Source organism: Metabacillus sp. 84, assembly GCF_050107715.1.
GTDB lineage: Bacteria > Bacillota > Bacilli > Bacillales > Bacillaceae > Metabacillus_B.
In genome coordinates, this window is sequence record NZ_JBNILN010000014.1 from 15712 (window position 1) to 34784 (window position 19073).

Annotated in this window: 12 protein-coding genes and 2 pseudogenes; 8 read left to right on the top strand and 6 right to left on the bottom strand. The window is 41.0% G+C overall.

The features are described 5' to 3' along the window. Nucleotides 1–499: 499 nt before the first annotated feature. The 5 genes and pseudogenes from ACQCV8_RS17465 to ACQCV8_RS17485 form a co-directional block, all read left to right on the top strand. Nucleotides 500–7419 (top strand): annotated as a pseudogene (locus ACQCV8_RS17465) (DNRLRE domain-containing protein). Nucleotides 7420–7432: 13 nt separating this feature from the next. Continuing rightward, complete coding sequence (locus ACQCV8_RS17470; protein ID WP_426846631.1) at nt 7433–8041, top strand: hypothetical protein; 609 nt, start codon at nt 7433–7435, stop codon at nt 8039–8041. Nucleotides 8042–8402: 361 nt separating this feature from the next. Continuing rightward, nucleotides 8403–9194 (top strand): Imm26 family immunity protein, encoded by a 792-nt coding sequence (locus tag ACQCV8_RS17475; protein WP_426846633.1) that lies wholly within the window; start codon nt 8403–8405, stop codon nt 9192–9194. A gap of 703 nt (nt 9195–9897) precedes the next feature. After that, nucleotides 9898–11061, top strand: a complete 1164-nt coding sequence (locus tag ACQCV8_RS17480) for a hypothetical protein (protein WP_426846635.1) — start codon at nt 9898–9900, stop codon at nt 11059–11061. 116 nt (nt 11062–11177) lie between these two features. After that, a pseudogene (locus ACQCV8_RS17485) lies at nt 11178–11315 on the top strand (IS1595 family transposase); the annotation flags it as partial. 90 nt (nt 11316–11405) lie between these two features. Here the strand turns inward: ACQCV8_RS17485 and ACQCV8_RS17490 are convergent. Further along, on the bottom strand, nt 11406–12185 hold the full coding sequence (locus ACQCV8_RS17490; protein ID WP_426846637.1) for an SDR family oxidoreductase: 780 nt from the start codon (nt 12183–12185) through the stop codon (nt 11406–11408). A 329-nt stretch (nt 12186–12514) separates the two neighbouring features. On the opposite strand from ACQCV8_RS17490, the gene ACQCV8_RS17495 reads away from it, so the two are divergent. Next, a complete protein-coding gene (locus ACQCV8_RS17495; protein WP_426846639.1) occupies nt 12515–12832 on the top strand; it encodes an AbrB/MazE/SpoVT family DNA-binding domain-containing protein in 318 nt (105 codons plus the stop codon). Nucleotides 12833–13147: 315 nt separating this feature from the next. Here ACQCV8_RS17495 and ACQCV8_RS17500 read toward each other — a convergent pair whose 3' ends face one another. Beyond that, a complete protein-coding gene (locus ACQCV8_RS17500) occupies nt 13148–13825 on the bottom strand; it encodes a hypothetical protein (RefSeq protein ID WP_426846641.1) in 678 nt (225 codons plus the stop codon). A gap of 1221 nt (nt 13826–15046) precedes the next feature. Beyond that, nucleotides 15047–15322, bottom strand: a complete 276-nt coding sequence (locus ACQCV8_RS17505; protein ID WP_426846643.1) for a hypothetical protein — start codon at nt 15320–15322, stop codon at nt 15047–15049. Nucleotides 15323–15494: 172 nt separating this feature from the next. Here ACQCV8_RS17505 and ACQCV8_RS17510 point away from each other — a divergent pair, with 172 nt between their 5' ends. Continuing rightward, a complete protein-coding gene (locus ACQCV8_RS17510) occupies nt 15495–15983 on the top strand; it encodes a helix-turn-helix domain-containing protein (protein ID WP_426846645.1) in 489 nt (162 codons plus the stop codon). 54 nt (nt 15984–16037) lie between these two features. After that, nucleotides 16038–17216 carry a tyrosine-type recombinase/integrase gene (locus ACQCV8_RS17515; RefSeq protein ID WP_426846647.1) on the top strand — a complete coding sequence of 393 codons (1179 nt, stop codon included), beginning with the start codon at nt 16038–16040 and terminating at the stop codon, nt 17214–17216. 100 nt (nt 17217–17316) lie between these two features. Here ACQCV8_RS17515 and rpsI read toward each other — a convergent pair whose 3' ends face one another. The 3 genes from rpsI to truA form a co-directional block, all read right to left on the bottom strand. Next, entirely contained in the window at nt 17317–17709 is a 393-nt protein-coding gene (gene rpsI, locus ACQCV8_RS17520; protein WP_426846649.1) for a 30S ribosomal protein S9, read from the bottom strand. A gap of 20 nt (nt 17710–17729) precedes the next feature. Beyond that, the gene (rplM, locus tag ACQCV8_RS17525; RefSeq protein ID WP_123913243.1) at nt 17730–18167 is read right to left on the bottom strand and encodes a 50S ribosomal protein L13; all 438 of its coding nucleotides are present in this window, start codon (nt 18165–18167) and stop codon (nt 17730–17732) included. Nucleotides 18168–18323: 156 nt separating this feature from the next. Next, nucleotides 18324–19064 (bottom strand): tRNA pseudouridine(38-40) synthase TruA, encoded by a 741-nt coding sequence (gene truA / locus ACQCV8_RS17530; RefSeq protein WP_426846651.1) that lies wholly within the window; start codon nt 19062–19064, stop codon nt 18324–18326. Nucleotides 19065–19073 lie beyond the last annotated feature (9 nt).

A 19073-nucleotide genomic window follows, 5' to 3' on the forward strand; every position in this document is an offset into this window, starting at 1 on the left:
ACGCTTGTCAGTCAGCATAGCTGACCGTCCCCCTTACTGCGTCGGCTTCGCCTCCTTGCCCCTGCGCTTACGCTTGGGGTGCTCATTCGAAATCGGCTCCCGCCGCTTTCTAGTCTGATAAATCCTCTCCTGCAGAAAAGCAGCGACAAATCGTTGTCGCTGCTTTCCTTCCGGTAAAGGTCTATTGAAGGATCGGTGCGTTCCCCTCAAAGCTCGCGCTTCGAGTGTACACACACTAGAGAAAAGTCTGTACGCACACCGGTCTGAAGGACGGCTAATTTGGCAGTATATATCCATTGCTATTCATCCCAGATAATTTGACATAAATGAATATGCGATAAGCAATGCTGTTTTTATTATTCGATAAATCAGGCTATTCTTTGATATACTTCTGTTCATTTAAACTCTACAAAATGTCGAAATTTGACTAATGAATGAAGTAGGAAACTTATTCCACCACCCTTACAATAAATACGGCGAGATGAATTATCTTGTACGACTGCAAGTTGGAAAGGGAAATGAACAAGTGCAAGTAAAACTATGGCAGAAGTGGATGAGTTATCTATTGGCTTTTACTCTCATTCTCACTTCCATTCCGTTAACCGCTTTAGCTGAAGTGGTTAATTCCAAAGAGGGAAAAAACGTAAAGGAGCTGTCGGTTTCTGGTGAACCAAATGATCAAATTCCAGAGCCGAAGGAGCCTCCTGTAGGAGAGTTAGTTGAACAACGGACAGAAACGACGAAAGTTTTTTACAAGGGAGACGGGGAATACACAAAAGAAGTCTACTTGGAACCGATCCATAAAAAAGAAGAGGGAAAAAAGCATTTAGAAGAAATATCTGCTGAATTGGAACAGCCTTCTGCAGGGGAGAATGAAATTGAAACAGAAAACACCCCTATTGAAACAACGTTTCTAAAAGAAATCCAGAATGGAACGTATGCTACTTTTGCCATCGGGAAAAACCAATTGACGTATACTCTTCTAGAAGCTTCGGGTGAGGGCATGGATGCCATCCGTCCACAGGATGCAGAAGCCCAAATTAAAGAAGAGACAAATAAAATTACACATCATAATATTTATCCTGACATTGATTTGCAGAATTTAACCTTTGATCAAAACACGAAGGAAGATCTCGTCTTACACCGTTTCAATGGATATCATCAATTTAAATTTATGTTGACGACGGACATGGAAGCCATGGAAAAGGAAGATGGATCTATCCAATTTTTAGATGAGAAAAAACGCAGCGTCTTCATCCTGCCAAAACCTTTTATGACAGACTCAAACTATGATGATAAAAAAGGGGAAATGGCACGGTCCGATCAGGTGGACTATCAGCTTGAAAAAGCAGAAAAAGGATATGTCCTCACAGTGGCTGCGGATAAAAAGTGGCTAGAAAGTGAAGACAGGGTATACCCTGTCTATATTGATCCTACAACTTCTGTAACGGCCTCCAATGACACCTTTGCCATGAGTGCCTATCCCACGACCAATTATTATTCAGCCTCAAGTAAATGGGATTCAGGCCAAAACCAGTATGTTCTAAAAGTTGGGTACTATGATGGAACAACCGGAACGAACTATGCCTTTTTAAATCATAGCTCTAATCCTTTCAAAGATATGAACGTGACAAGTGCAACCTTTAATGCTTACGTTACTCATTCCTATTCTGCTTCAACTCCTACTACCATATGGCTTGATAAAGTGAACAGTGCTTGGACTGCATCTTCGTTAACCTGGAACAACAAACCGAGTTCCACAAATATTTCCTCTGATAGCGTTGGAAGAGATCAGTGGGCTCAGTTTAATGTAACAGACACAGTAAAAGCATGGGCAGCGGGAACTGCCAGCAATTACGGATTTAAGCTCCATGCTAATGGAAATGGAAAAGAGTACTGGAAAAAGATTGTTTCTTCCACAAATTCAGAAAATAAACCGTATCTTTCTGTGAATTACACCATTCCTAAAGCTGGTAAACCTGTTGGGGAGGCGTATTCAAACGGGGATGGAACAGGATATGTAGACCTTGAGTGGCCAGCTGTAAAAGGAGCGACCAGTTACAAAATCTGGCTGTTCAATGGGGTCGACTACGAATATTTTAATGTAGGAAACACGACTAAATGGTCTACACGGGGACAGCGTATCTGGCCGAATGCAACAGATATCCAAAACGGCAAATTTGATATCTATCCACCCAATCCGAATGGTGCCGGTACCGAATTGGCTGTAGATCCAAGACCTGTGTATGTGAACTCAAAAGGGAGTTATCCAAACAACCAAAATTACTGGTTTCGAGTGAGTGCAGTCTTCCCTCAGGGTGAAGGGGAAACATCGGACGCTTATACACCGACTCTTCCCAAACTAACGAAACCGGACGTGCCGGCAGCTGCTTCTTTCTCGAATGGAAATGGAACAGGATATATTGATGTAAACTGGGAGTCAGTCCCTAATGCATCAGGATATAAAGTTTGGCTATTTAACGGAAAAGAGCATGAGGCTTTTGATGCCGGCAATGTAACCTCTTGGACAACAAAAGGGAAAAGGATCTGGCCAAAAGACGGGGACTATCGTCTCGAACATTCAGGTGGCGGCACGGAATTGCCAATCGACCCTTCTGCCAACTATCAATTAGCAAACGGGAGCTATGGGCATGCGACGAACTATTACATTCGCGTCAGTGCCTATAACGCTCAGGGAGAAACCGTTTATTCTGATGTGACACGGTCTTATATCACATCATTGAATAAACCGAATGCACCTGCCGGGGTAGCTTATACGAATCTTAAAGACAGCAACTCCGGTTATGTAAAATTAAATTGGGAAAAGATTGAAGGGGCTACTGGATATAAAGTCTGGCTTTTTAACGGGGAAACGTATGAAGGCTTTGACGCAGGAAATTCGACTACTTGGACCACACAAAACCGGGGAATATGGCCTCATGCTGGAGATGGCAGCCATAAGTTATACCACGATGTAAAAGGAAGCGAGCTGGCAATCGACCCTTCTCCCATCTACAAATTAGCAGCAAAAGGCTATGAAAAATATAAAAATTATTGGTTCCGCTTGAGTGCGTACGATGAAAAAGGAGAAACGGTCTACTCCAGTGACACCTTCCGTCCCATTATCGGACAGCCGGTAGAGTTTTTAGGGACTGAAGAATATTGGTCGTTTGCAGAAATTCCAAATGGACAGGTGAACATCGCAACCGGGAACCTCATTGTCGATGAAGGCGATTTCTCCATATCCGGAAGAGGACCTGGACTCGGTTTACAAAGAACGTATAACAGCCTTATGAGCAAGACCGGTATGTTTGGGATGGGATGGCATGCCGATGCAGAAATGAATATGGTGACGTCAGGAAGTGAGGTTCGTTTTACAGATGAGGATGGAACTCTCCATACCTTTACGAAAAAGTCAGATGGAACCTTTCAAGCTCCTACAGGTGTCTATCTTGAGCTCGAGGAAAACGCGAGCGAGTACATTCTAACGTCTAAAGACCAATCAAAAGCGCATTTCTCCAAAACCAGCGGTCAGTTGATCAAGCAAGTAGACGGTCATGCGAATACGACCTCCTATACGTATTCAAGCGGACGTCTTTCAAAGATTACAGATGCTTCTGGGCGAACTTTAAACTTTGCCTACAATACAAACGGAAACGTCACTTCCGTAACAGGCCCTGAGAATCGAAACGTTCGCTATGAATATTCAGGGGACAAGCTCGTTAAAGTCACCCAAACAGCTGGAGAGGTGACTGCCTACGAATATGATGAAAGCCATCAGTTAACCGGTGTGCTTGAACCAACCCACACAGCAGAAAAACCTGTTAAAAATCGCTATGTGTACTCAGGTGGGAAAGTCATCGAAGCCTATGATGCCAAAAACCATAAATATGCACTAACTTATGACGCTCCTAAACGGAAAGTGATGTATACGGAACCAAATGGGAAGAAAACTTCCTATCTGTATAATGAAGCGGCCAACCCTATTGAAGTCATAGAGGATACAGAAGGCCTGCAAATAAAGACCACATCTGTTTTTGAAGGCAACAATTTGGTGGAATCGGTAGACCCGAATGATCAAGGGTCTTCTCAACCAACAGAGACCTTCCAATATGACAGCAACGGGAACGTCACCTCTTCCCAAGATGCCTACGGGACAGAGAGTTATACCTATAACCAAAACAATGATGTCACCTCAGTTATCGATACAGAAAACGATGAAACCACTATTTCCTATGACGGACTGGATGCCGTTTCCGAAACGGATCAAGCGGGGAAAAGCTCCTCCGTATCGCGTTACGACTCGTACGGGAATGTCATTGAATCCAGTCATGAGCTTGTTTCAGGCACGAATCTGCTTGCCAATCCGAGTTTTGAAGCAGGGGTCGCCTCATGGAAGCTCCTCGGAAGCAGAGATTCCGGAACCATGTCTGAGGACGCTCAGTCAGCTGTCAATGGGCTTTTGGGAAGAAAAGCCGTGAAACTCAGCTCTCGTTCTACTTCAAGCGGAACGGAACATGGGTATGTTTCCGCAACGCAAGAGCTCTCCGTTCAGGGGAACACGGCTTATACATTAAGTGGCCATATCAAAACCCAGCTGTCTAAAGCTCATGCATTCTATAATGTAGAATTTTTCGATGCACAGAAATCCAGACTGGGCTGGGCATACAATCGTTATAGCCAGTTGACAGGCACGCAGCCTTGGACTGAACGTCAGCTTACGTTTACGACGCCGGAAGGAACGTCTTCCATACGGATCTATCTGGAAGTTGATCATAAAGATCCGAATACTTCGGGAGAGGCATGGTTTGACGGGCTGCATCTTGAAAAAGGAGAAGCGTCTTCCAGTTACAACCCGGTCGTAAACAGCAGCTTCGAATCAGGTGCAGCCAGCTGGACAGGTTCAGGAGGAAGTGTTGACACTACTACCGGATTTGATGGCTCCAGCTCTCTGAAGGTTGTCCGAACCTCCGCTGCACAGGCAGTTTCTCAATACAAGCAAACCATTACCATCGGTCAGCCAGCAGGAAGCACCCCGTTCTCCTTTACCCTGACCGGCTTGTCAAAAGCAGATCAGGTGAATGGAACGCCCGGGAACGGAAATTATTCTTTAATCGCCAAGGTGTACTACACAGATGGAACAACAGGCAGCTACACAGCTGATTTCCCAGCCGGAACCCGGGAGTGGAACCGCGGTGCGGTGACGGTGCCAAAATCAAAACCGGTCGATCGCGTGGAGGTCCTTTCCTCCTTTGGCGGAAACACCACTGGTACCGCATGGTTTGATGCCATCCGTTTAATCAAAGGAAGTGTCATTGCCAAAAGCAAGTATGATGCAGCCGGCAACAATGAGACCGAGACTGAAGATGAAACAGGGAATAAGGCGATCATGCAATACGATTCATTCGGGAATGCCGTAAAGGAAACCAATCCGAAAGGCTACAGCAAATCCTTCACGTACGACCTGTCGGATCAGCTGAAGAAACTGCAGCTCCAAAACGGCACTGATGTCAGCTATGAGTATGATGATAATGGAAACATGCTTTCCAAGGCTATCACTTCTTCTGGAGGGGTCAAGCAGACCTTTAGCTACCAATACGATGAATTGGGGCAGCTGTTCGAAACCAAGGGCCCATTGCAAGATGTGACGCGGAATGAATATGATCCAAATGGAAACAAAATCAAAACGACGCTTCCGAATGGAACCATTGTCAACTGGACGTACGACGGGACGAACCGGGTCAAATCTATTGGCTATAATGGCACCCCTGTTTATGAATACAGCTATGACCGGAACGGGAACGAATTGTCCGTAAAAGATCTGGCATCCGAGGGAACGAAAACCCGTACTTTTGACAAAGCCAACCGGGTAACGTCCCTTACCGACCGGGGCAGCAGCCAAACCTGGACCTATCCAACCGAAACCGATAAACTGAAGTCATTCCAGTTCACGCATGGCGGATTTACTCAGACGAACACCTTCGAGTACAATCAAAAGGATCAGAATACCGAAGTTAAGGACGGAACCAGCACCTACCGTTTCGACTATGACGAGCAAGAAAACGTTGGGACCTTTATTACAGGAAACGGAGCCGGGGCTTCTTTCCAATACGACTCGACAGGTCTGGTACAACAAATCCACGTCGGTCTGCAGGACGGAACGTCGATCTTAAGCGAAAGCTATACCTATGACGCCAATGGAAACCGGACGAAAATTGAATCCGGCAACGGGTCCAATGTAAACTATCAATATGATGAACTCGATCAGCTGACGAAGGAAACTTACTCCAATGGAACGGTCAAAGAGTACAACTATGACGGATTCGGGAACCGCATCTCGATCAAAGAAACAAACGGCGGACAAACCTCCACCGTCGATGCTCAGTACAACCTGGCCAATCAGCTGACCCGTTTCGGCTCGGAAGCGATCACTATGACCTTAACGGAAACCGAACCCAGGATGCCCGATATCAGTACACCTGGGACAGCCGCGATCAGCTGACCGCCGTCACGAAAAAAGGCGAATCCCAACCGTTTGCCACTTACAAATACAACGAAGGCGGCAAACGCATCCAAAAAACCGTGAACGGAACCGTCACGAACTATTTCTACGACGGGGACAGCCTGAACGTCCTCTACGAAACCAACGGCAGCAACCAAGTCGTCCGTTCCTACACCTATTCAGAAGGTGGCCAGCTGCTTTCAATGAAGAAAGGGTCAAACCAATACTTCTATCACTACAATGCCCGCGGGGACGTCATCGCGTTAACAGACGCCCAGAGTAATATTGTGGCATCCTATGAGTACGATGCATGGGGAAAAGTACTGAAAGAAGTAGAACAAGATTCAGTAAAGAACAACCCTTACCGGTATGCAGGGTATCAGTATGATAAAGAAACAGGCATGTATTATCTGATTGCCCGGTATTATGAGCCGAAACACGGTGTATTTTTAGCCTTAGATCCATATCCCGGGGATGATAACGATCTGCTTACTCAAAATGGGTACAATTATGCCAATAACAACCCTGTGATAATGATAGACCCTGATGGCTGGATGTCAAAAAACCAGGATCATGGAGGAGCAGGCGGTGGAGGAGCTTTTGGATGGGCTAGGACGCCAAAAAGTGTTCCGTCAAATATGAATCCAAATATTAAAAGTTCTTCATCTAGTTATAGAAATGTAACTAATAATAATTCTATTCATAATAGGCAAACAAATATCACTAAATCTAGTTTTGAAAGAAGCCTAATTAATCAAGGTTGGAAAAAATCAAAATCTAAAGATGGAAAAGTAACAATACTAACAAAAAACGGGTCTAAATATATCACTAGAAGCTTCTCAAAATCTGGTGGTCCTACAGCAGAATTCATTCCAAAAGGAAAGAAAAAACCCACACTCAAAATTAGATTGAAATGATGGAGGAAGAAAAATGGACACTAATTTACTATTCGTGAAGAACTATAAAGAGTTTTTCGAACTTAAGAAAATGGTAACCGACACCTTTCTCATAGAAAATAATCTTCCTTACAAAGTTTTTCAACCCCAATTTAGTTCTTTTTTGTTCGAAGAATTCGATTGGTGCATGAGTAATGAATTTTGGAAAACCATCCGAAAAATAGCAGATATTACAGATGAATCGTATATTATTTCTGCAGTTCTAGACCCTGATCCAATAGAGTATTTTTTTAAAGAGTTTAATTATTATAACTGGATCAAAATACCAAAGGATCTTCCAGATGATAGTTACGAGGAAACGTTAGAATTAGGTCCAAAAGAAAGTCCAGCAGACGCAATACTATACAATTCTTTTACTATAGTTTGGTTATCTCCCTCAAAGAAATGGGGAATTTGGGGAGATAGAGAATATGGAGTTTCTGTCATGGGTTTTCAGAATGAGGAAGTGAAAAAGAGTTTAATGCCATTTTTGTATTCCTGGCGTTCATTAGACGAAACGGTACTTTCGCGCATCGGAATAAATTTTAGGAACCAAAAAACCCACCAAGAGTTCGGTGAAATTTTAAAACTAAATTATTCTTAAAATTAAATATAAATCGAACAGTAGCTTCATAATAGGAGAAAATATATTTAAGGATTCAGCTTCACGCTAGCAACACTGTTTATCGAAATCATCAAAGCAAACTTCTAGAACAGGAGAAGGTTAGCCTTCTCTTTTTTTGTGAACTAAAGTAGACAAAATAAACAGGTTAATTGTCAAAATATTAAGAACTCAGAAAAATCATGGAATAGGTATGAAAAGCGACAAAAAGAACATGCAAAAAAGGGGCGATACACTTTTAGAGTTTTATCTAGGACAAAACCAGGTCGACAAGCAAGAAGGTATGAGCAAAAATGGATAAATAGATTAGGTGGGCCAAACAACTTTTTAGAAAACAAGAGAAATGAGATTAGCCGAAAAAAATGGAGGAAGTATAAAATATAATTTGAAACAGGTGAAAAAAATGGAAAAAATACTTTTAGGTGCTGTTACGATCAATTTTCCTGATGAAACTATTTCTTACTTTTATATATCGCAAGATTTCGTCTCAGTTCTAAATGCAGAAACTAATTTCAATGCTTTAAAAGACATTAGAAGTATTTTGAGAAATCGTCTGGAAGCAAGAGTGTATAAGAGACTAGATTTTGACTCCGAAAGCGATTCTGTAGTGATAACAACGTCTAAAGGCGAACTTATTCTAAAAGTTGCCATCTTAATTAACCAACTTGCAAATATAGAGATTTCTAATCAAGAAGTTGAAAAAGCAAAAAGTCTAATAAACACTTACAAAAGACCAAAAAAGCAAAAATGGAAAGAAGGTACCGTTTTTACTGTACCTATGAAAAACAATTCATTTGTGCTCGCTCAAGTCTTAGAAAAAATAAATAGTTTTACAGCGTTTTGCGCATTTTATAATAATAGTTATACGGAATTGCCCAATGTTCATGATGAACTTTCAAGATTAAAGCCTAGCCTATTAATTACTATATTCACAGACAACTTAGATAATCATGTGTACAAAGTAATCGATCATTTCTCCCCTATTGCTGTGGTTCCAGACAATGAAACAACCGAAGTGATACGTCTTTCATATTTTTACAGTTCCATATTAATAGAATTTGCTGAAGCTATGAATGGTATAAGACAATTCGAGCCCCATCATGAGGAGATATTGGAGATGCAGCAAGAACATTGAGGAACGTATTTTGTGACATGGGGACAGGTTCCTCTAGTAAAGCTCTAAAGAGAGAAATTCTCTGCGGGGCTTTTCTTTATGTATATAAGTTAAGCATTGGCCTTGAGAAAAGAAGGACAGGGACCCCGCCCTTAAGTTTGAGTACAACTAGAATTAGGTGACATTGATATATAGTTCTAAATAGACCTAGTTTTGTCACCCAGCATTGATCCAAGACTTCACCATTAGCTTTTATATACTTCGGTACATTAGACGGTGATTATGATTACACTCAACTGAAAAGTCCTTGTTCGGGCGGAAGTAAGGAATAACCCTCCTACATTCAAATTTCAGATGGTCCTACATACACATGGGAATGCATACGGACGCAAAATTTGATGATGAGATGTATCACTATTTAACTGGTTTAATTGCAAAAGTTTCTGGAAAAGATTTAAAACAGAAACTCTATAGCCATTCCATCTGTACAGGAAAGTATCCCTGTTTGATAAGCTCTTTCTATACATTTTCACCAATAATTCGGATAATTTCTTTCACCTCTTTTCCCAAGCTCTCCCCCTAAGTTGTTATCATTTACCAAAATCAAAACAAGTATAAAGAGGTATTATAGAAAATTAAGGGGTAGAAAAGATGGCGGAATCAGGAGTTATTGATAGAAAAGGCTAAAAATGATTAAGAAATATCTTAGAAAGGAACGGTAACAGTGCCTCAAGAGGTAATTGACAAAAATATGATTCATCCAAAAATTAAACACTTAAATGATAAACAAATTCAAAAATTGATAGAGAGATACTACAAGGAAGAAAGAATACAGTCCCTTATTGATGAATACAAGATAGACATAAGACCAAACGGGCTCGTAACGTTATTCCCGCCTATCATTTCAGAAAAAGTCTGTCCTTACTGCATGTCACACCTAGTAGAAAAACGCCGTTCTAGAAGCACGACAAGATCGCAAGAATGTTTGGAGTGTGGGCATTATGAAGGGCAGGCTACATGCATGTGCGATAATTGCTTCCAAATGCGAAAAAAAGAAATAGAAAACGAGAAGTGTATAAAATGCGAAAAAATAAAAGTGGCTTATGATCCTGAAAAGTTTAAAGCCATTACGGAGGAAAGTTTAACGAAAAAGCAACGTCTCTATCTGGCAAGTGTACTGAGGGCAGCGGTAAGCGAAGATTTTGGCTACATAAATCCTCTCAATGAATTTGCCGAGGTTATTTCGCCGACTCCAACATTAGCAATAGAGATGGTTACGGAGTTATTAGATTACCATATCATTATTCCTTATAGTGGTTCGACTTTGACTGCGTATAAAGAATCAAATCTTTTACCGAATATTTACAATGCTTTTAGTGTTTACTATTTATTGAATGTTGAATCTCCCAAAGAAAAGGAACATCTTATCCACTGTTTGTTGAATCCTGAACCAGCCATTTTTATAGAGGATCAGGAGTTTCGGTATGTAACATGGAAACGCATTGCCCGTGAAGAATGCATGCAATACTTAATTCACAGTCTAAAAAAAGTGGGTTTTGAATTTAATCCTGGCAAAAAAACGATTGCAGTTGTGAATGGGCTTCTTGATTACTTTTCAACATCCCAGATTTTCGGAATTATATTTCGGTCAATGGCTAACGGAACGAAATTATATCAGGAAAAAAAAATAGAAAAAGAAAACGCAGCGAATTTCGTCATCAATCAATGTCAAACATATGGAGAACGAGCCATAGCGGAAGGATGGGATCTCACCCGATACAGAAGGGATTTTGATCTTCCACAAACTAAAATCAGTGAAATTTTTTATGATCGTTTGTTACAAATTGGATCTTTGGGCTTTGATCAGGTACCTACAAAAGACATCTGAAGCTAAAGAACTAAAAAAATTTCCTCACTCTGGAGTTCTGCGTGAAAAGGCATTAAGGAAGGCCTTTTTTTAAAAGGCTCTTTTCGCATAGGTTGTTGCTATTTTGCCCAGCTTATAGGAGGTGTAGATTCATTGCTCAAAAGGCTGGAAAAGGTCTTGTTAAAGCAAAAGAAATTGATGCAGTTATCGGAAGCTATATTGACCCGTCTTCATTGTTATGCACAGATGCAGCCAAAGCAGATAGACCATATGCTCCTCAACGCTTGCCAAAATTCCATTACTGTCTCTTACGTAGGTATAAAAAACAGCCATTCCAATTAGAAACGGCTGTTGTATTTAATCTCTTATTTACCTAAAAATCCACCTTCTGATTTGATAATTTGACCAGTAATCCATTCAGAGTCATTACTAGCCAAAAAGCAAATTAGTTTTGCAGCATCTGAAGGAACACCTACTCTACCCATTGGGAATAGATTTGATAAATGAGCTTTAATATCTTCATCCATCCAACCCGTATCAGTAGGACCAGGGTTAACAGAATTCACTGTTATTCCAATAGGAGCTAAACCTACCGATAATGGCTCAGTAATGGCAATAATGGCTCCTTTAGTGGCAATGTAAGCTAAGTTGTTAGGGTCTGGTCCACCTGAAACTAAGTTAATAATCCTGCCACCTTTTTGTCCTGAGAAGGTTTTTTCATACCTTTTTGCAAATTCTGTGCTTAATAAGATAGTGCCATAATTATTCACCTGATAATGTTGGTGAAGAATGTCAGCATTTAAACTTTTAAAGTCTGATGGCGATTCGTAAGTTGCATTATTTACAAGAATTGAGGGAGTCCCCATAGTTCTCTCTACTTCATTTAGTAGTTTCACTGAAGAGTCGGGTTCTGATAAATTCAATTCCATGTGGTAGCATCTAGTGCCTATAATGGCTAGTTTATCAGCTAAAAGCTTTGGAAACTCTAGTTCAATTCCATTTCCTTCATTCTCATCGAAAGGACTCCAATGAGTAAAGAAAATATCTGCACCAGCCTCTGCTAAAGACAAACAAACGGCTGCTCCAATTCCATTAGCTCGACTTGCTCCAGTCACAATCGCTATTTTACCTTTGAGATTTGTCAATATATACCCTCCAATAAGTAAAGTTAAATTAAGAGTAGATTATAGACATACTTTACTAATATTAGAGAGTTGCCATAAACAAATTCTCCTTCCTTACCTTTTATTAAGGCTTAGTATTATTTCATCACTATTATATAAGACAAGGAATATAAATACTCTTTATTTAATCCAATTAGCAACAATGCTTACGAAAAGAGCCTTTTTATAAAACGATGTAGCCAGAATAAATGAGCACGGTTTGTCAGAAATCATTCGGATTTAAGGTTGTGTATGATTTAGGAAAATGAAAAACATAACTTATATAAATTGCAGTTAGTGGAGGTGTAATAATGTCTGGTTCAAACGGAGATTTTCACACTAAAAATGAAATAAAAAAACTTTCACACAATCAAAAGAGGGTGAAACACATGACCACAGTCCAAAGTTGGGAAACTGGTTTAGGGGTTCGTATTCCTAGCCAATTCGCAAAAGACCTTTCCATACAAAACGGTTCTCAAATTGAACTTGAACTCTTAGAACGCGGATTGATCATGCGCCCTACCATAAATAAACCAACGTTGGATGATTTGTTAGCACAAACGAAAGGAAAACCAAATCCACACTTAGATTATGACTTTGGACTTCCAAAGGGGAAGGAATTTAATTAAGTACACTCGGCATCTCAAGTCGCGACACAAAAAATTTAGAGGTGAAAAGTATCTATTGTATTGTTTTAACCTATAGGCATATAATCGGAAATCGGACTGTTTACAGTCAGACAGTCAACAAAAGATATGTAATAACAGCCCAAGTTAAATCACAGGTAGGAAGACGGGTATAGCAGGCACGAAACATCAGGAATACAGATCAGAATTACCATAATTGCTCATTTCGCACTTGTACTAACAGGAGCGATCTTTTATCAGGTCGCTTCTGTTTTTTAACTGTTTTTTAACACAATAGAACAGTCTCTGCAAAGGCAATTAGGCCATTACCGGTGTCGTATGTGTGTAACGTACAGTGAATAGCGGATCAATCTGATAATGGAACGTCGTAATCGCTCTATTTTGCTGTTGAAGTTGCTGGATTACCTCTGTGATCTCTTGGTTCGCTTCATCCGTCCCATGAGTGTTGACCTGATCTATCGATGCGCCCGTAGGGGTCAACACGGCCAAATCAACTTTACTTCCATTTCCCATCACCGTTCCATCAAACGGCAGACGGATTTGAAATTCAAATGTGTTCTGATCAGCTGGATGAACGTTATAAATCTTGTAATCATAATGAATCTCGTATACATGTTGACTCCCTACTTTCGCCAGCAATTGAAGCGGGGTCTTTATAAGTGCTGAACGAAGTAGCAACCGGGCTATATCCTGAGAGGTCTCCAGTGTATTACCAGAGGTTGCAGCCTCTACCACGTTGTCTGTGCCTGTCATTAGTTCAGAAGCGAGATACGGCCTGAATTCAAGTCCTTCCGACTTAATTAGAGCCATATGTACGTCTGACAATGAGTTACCGTTCGGAACATAATAATCATCCACCAATGGTCCATCTGTCATAATCGTGGTAAACACCGTAACCATGTCATGATTCCCACCATTAAAACGAGAATGGTCACGTACTAAAACTGTTGCTTGCTGAGAAATCAAATTCACCAAACCAATCACTCCTTATTTGTTACGTGGTAAAAGGAGACTGAAAATATGCAAAATGGTTAACTTTACCATATATAGCATAACTTATATGTAAAAAAAAGTAAACTGTTTAATAGATTGCAATGTTCCTGGTTTGTTCCTTTTTAGGGTCAAAATGTTCCTTTTTACCCCCGAAATGTTCCTTATTTGGACCAAAACAGGCCGGATTTCGAAGAAATGCGCAGCGAACCGGCCCGGTCTGGGCTGCCCGGAGTCACGCCAAAAAGGGTCAGATGCTACCATTTGTTCCTTTTTCACCCCGAATGTTCCTGCATTGCTCCTGGTTTTTCACGCCAAAAAGGAACGACTAAATCCTTATACATCAAGGGCTCAGAGAAACGTGTTCCTTTGTTCCTTCTTTTTTTAATCAAAGACTAGAAAAAATAAATATATATAGATGCATGTTACGCATATAAAGGTTTCCCGAAAAAACCAGGAACTAAGGAACATATCTCGATTCTAAACCATTATTGGCCTTTTAGTTTCCGTTTAATCGGAGATACCCTATGACTTCTTGAGAGCTATTCACCGCGTAAGTCCATAATTATTCAAGTGGTTTGCCCAATTGGTTTCTCAACTCGCTCGGCGTGAACCTCAATCTATATGATGTGACTCGTACATTTGTAAAACTAATCGAACATTCCTCTAAAATTTGTCTACTGGTTAAAAGCAAAATAAAGAGCAGTGAAAATATCGTACACTGCTTTTTCTCTAGCATATAGGTTGTTCAAGCACTGTCACTTTTATTGGTAGTGAAACACCCACTTTTAGAGCTCGCATTTTTGGCAGCGAAACGCCCTCTTTTAAAAATCACCTTTTCGGTTTCATAACAGGATAATTACATTCTCTTTAGATTATTATGATTTCCCTGCATTATTCAGTCAAGAGAAAAAACAAGTGTTAGTTAAAAAGAATTGCGCTCTGTAAGCATCTAAAACAACTGTAATGTATCTTTCCACTTCAATTCAAATTTAGTCTGTGAATATACCGTGCTCTTACGGATATACTTCGATCTTTCTCTCTGCACCGGGCCGCTGAATCAAAGCATTTTTGTTCACAAAAAAAGCTGGGCTAAACCAACCCGGCTTTTTCAGTATTTTTATTTACGGATATTGTTTATTTATGTTCCAGCCTTTTGTACGTAAGATACCGCCTGCCAGCGATTAATTTGTTTTAAATATAGTGTCACTTTTTATATTTACACATAAATTTTACTACATCCTCACGATCTACCAGCACCTTTCCTTCCAGCTCGATAACCGGTAATCCAAGCTTCTCTAATTTTTGCAAATAACAGAATGAAATGCCTATAAATTCACAGCATTGCTTTTTGGTCATGAATCTCCTCACTCCGCTATCCCGTTTAGCAGCTTCAAATGCCTCTTGACTAAGTTCATAAAAAAATTCGAAATATTTACCTTTAAACTCTTCTGAGACCTCCAGAGGAATGAATCCATCCATTCGTTTATCTCACCTCCCCCTATTATCTATCTTTACTTATTAAGTAATTTATTTGCTAACTTTATTATACAATAAATACCATTTATATACAATACTTTAGTTAGAAATATATTTACTTAGTAAATTAAATATGTGATAATAATTATATAAACTTAAAGGCGAGGTAACCTTAATGGACGCAAAAGAATTTGGCGCCAAACTTAAAGACATCCGGAAAGAGAAAAAACTAACACTGCTTGATTTAAAGGCGCGTACTGGCTACTCTGATTCATATTTATCACAAATTGAGAATGGCTATAAAGATTTGCCTAAACCTCCACTGTTAAAAAAGATCGCTGAAGGATTAGATGTATCCTACATCTACCTGATGAACTTAGCAGGTTATTCGGATTCATACGTAGGTGAAGACGACCTTTTTAAAGAAGAAAGATTCTTGAATAAAAGAAAAAACGTTAATGTGAAGCTCCCTTGCACTGAGGAATTGATATCACCAAATGGAGAGCAAAGTATTAGAGAATTATCAGACGACGAATTAAGAAGAAGATTATTTGACCTTAGCGATCTTCTAAATCTCAAGGTTGACTTGTATTATAAAAATGCTTATTTAACAGATGAGAAACGCAGAAAAGTTAAACTTATGCTTGAGTTAATCCTTGAATAAAGCACCTTCCTTTTCCTGTATATAGCCTGCCAGCGTATTGGAAAGGGACCTAATATGGCAAATATTAAAAAGTATACGAAGAAAGACGGTACAACCGCATATATGTTTAATGTGTATCTCGGCAAGGATCCGCTCACAGGTAAGAAAAAACGCACCACTCGGCGAGGATTCAAAACAAAAAAAGAAGCAAATATTGCGCTATCTAAATTAATGGTGGAAGTTAATGAGCTCGGGCTCCGTCAAAATGATCGAGTGACCTTTAAGGAAGTTTTTGAGGAATGGTTTAAGCAGCATCAGAAGGAAGTAAAGCCAACTACGGCGTACGCAATGGAGAGTAAATTCAGCCGGAGAATTCTCCCACTCTTCGGTCCAATTAAAATGAAAGATATTTCCCGTTCGCAATGTCAAAAAGCCATTAATACATGGGCCGAGGAGCTTAAGACCTTCAACGATTACAAGATCCAAGCAAACCAGGTCTTTCGTTATGCTATGAAAATGGATATTATAAAGCGCAACCCAATGGATTATGTCACGTTGCCTAAATTAAAGCATGAGTTGGAATATGATTCAGAACTTGAAGAGAGAAAGTATTACTACACACGAGAAGAGCTCAGGAACTTCCTGGAGGCGATTAAGGACGATGATATGTGTTATGCCATGTTTCGAGTTCTCGCCTTCACAGGGGCACGCAAGGGGGAGCTGTGTGCTCTGCATTGGTCCGACGTGGACTTTCATCACAAGAAAATCAGTTTGAAAAAGACACTTATTCACACTGGAGGCAAGAAGCAGCTTCAGACCTCGAAAACAAAGGCCTCTCGGCGAGTTGTTCGAGTGGATGATGAAACCCTAGCGATTTTGAAAAAATGGCGCAGCAGGCAAATACAGCGCTACCTGACGTTACAACTTGCCGATTGCTTTGAATCTGATGAAAAACAGCCTGTCTTCACAATCTATAACCAATCAAAACATAAAATGGATTATTGCCGACTGGCATTTTTGAACGAAAAGCTTGAGAGTATTTATCAAAAAAATCCGGATCTGCCTCAAATAAATGTTCACGCATTCAGGCATACACATGCCAGTTTGCTATTTGCAGCCGGTGCTTCCATCAAAGATGTACAAGCCCAGCTAGGTCACACAGATATTAAAACCACAATGGATATTTACACTCACGTGACTGAGGAAGCGAAAGAAAAAACTGCGGAAATGTTCCAGAAATATATGAAATTTTAGCTCGGGGTATTCAAGGGGTATTCAATTCCATCTCCGGACATGAAAAAACCCTCCTCGCTCCACTGGAGCAAAGAGGGTAAACATTGATATACGGGGTATATTAACGTTTTGAGAACTGAGGTGCACGGCGTGCGCCTTTAAGTCCGTATTTTTTACGCTCTTTCATACGTGCGTCACGAGTAAGAAGTCCTGCGCGCTTAAGAGTTGCACGGAATTCCGGATCTGCTTGAAGCAATGCACGAGAGATACCGTGGCGGATTGCGCCTGCCTGGCCTGCAAATCCACCGCCGTTTACGTTCACTAGTACATCGTAAGAAGAACCAGTTTCAGTCAAGTTAAGCGGCTGTTTTACGTCCTCGATTAGAGCTGCGAATGGGATGTATTCTGTAATGTCGCGTTTGTTAACAACGATTTTGCCTTCGCCGGGAATTAGGCGTACACGAGCAACGGAGCTCTTGCGGCGGCCAGTACCGTAATATTGAACCTGTGCCAAATTGATAACCTCCTTAATAATTAACCGCGAAGTTCGTAAACTTCAGGCTGTTGTGCTTGGTGTGGATGCTCTGCACCCGCGTAAACGTGCAATTTCTTGAAGATCTGACGGCCAAGGGAATTCTTTGGAAGCATTCCTTTGATCGCAAGTTCAAGCATTTTTTCAGCGTAGTTTGTACGCATTTCAAGAGCTGTTCTTGATTTAAGTCCGCCAGGGAATTGGCTGTGACGGTAGTAAATTTTATCAGTCAATTTCTTACCAGTCAGTTCAATTTTCTCAGCGTTGATGATGATCACGTGATCTCCAGTGTCTACATGTGGTGTAAAAGTCGGCTTGTGTTTGCCGCGAAGAATAGATGCAACTTCAGTAGAAAGACGGCCTAGAGTCTTGCCGGCTGCATCTACTACGTACCACTTACGGTCAACTTCGCTAGCTTTCGCCATATACGTTGTACGCATTAAATTTTCCCTCCTAATATCTTTCCATAAACGTTAGTTCCATTTTTATTTCAAAACACGATGAGCTTTCCGGGGCTTTATCGTGGGGATGAAATACATACCATATGATAGTTTATCTCAGTAATACCGCAATGTCAAGACAATGTTACACCTGGTTTAGTTGTCATAGAAAACTTTATACAGATACAATCCATGCCCCGGTGCGGTTTTCCCAGTTATCCTGCGATCCCCCGAGAGAATCATTCCAGGAATTTCCTCAGGATCGGTTAATCCGGTACCTGCGTCGATCAGCGTGCCCATGATAATCCGGACCATGTTATACAGAAAGCCATTGCCCCTTATGGACATAGTGAGCCGGGTGCCTTCTTCTGAAAATTCAATGGTGTCTATCGTCCGGACACGGTCCACTACCTCGGTTTTGGCTGAGCAGAATGCAGTGAAATCATGTGTCCCAAGTAAATGCTCTGCCGCCGCTCTCATCGCTTCAATGTTTAAAGGATGAGGATAGTGATACGCATAGTTTCTAAGAAACACATTCTGGACGGCAGAACGGTCTATCACGTACCGGTATTCCTTCCCTGTGGCTCCAAACCTTGCGTGGAAGCTCTCAGTTGTTTCTAAGGCCTCCAGGACCCTTATATCCTTTGCCAGAATGGTGTTGAGGGCCTTAGGCCATTTCTCCGCCGGAATGACGAGTGGTGTGTCAAAATGGATAACCTGCCCATATGCATGCACCTTTGCATCCGTCCGTCCGGAGGCAGAAACTTTGACCGCTTCCCCTTTATGGAGCTTCCCTAATGCCTGCTCCAGCTCTTCCTGTACAGTCCGGCCATTGGGCTGAACCTGATATCCGCTGAAATCCGTACCGTCGTATGCAATGATCATCTTTATTCTCATAGCGTGCCG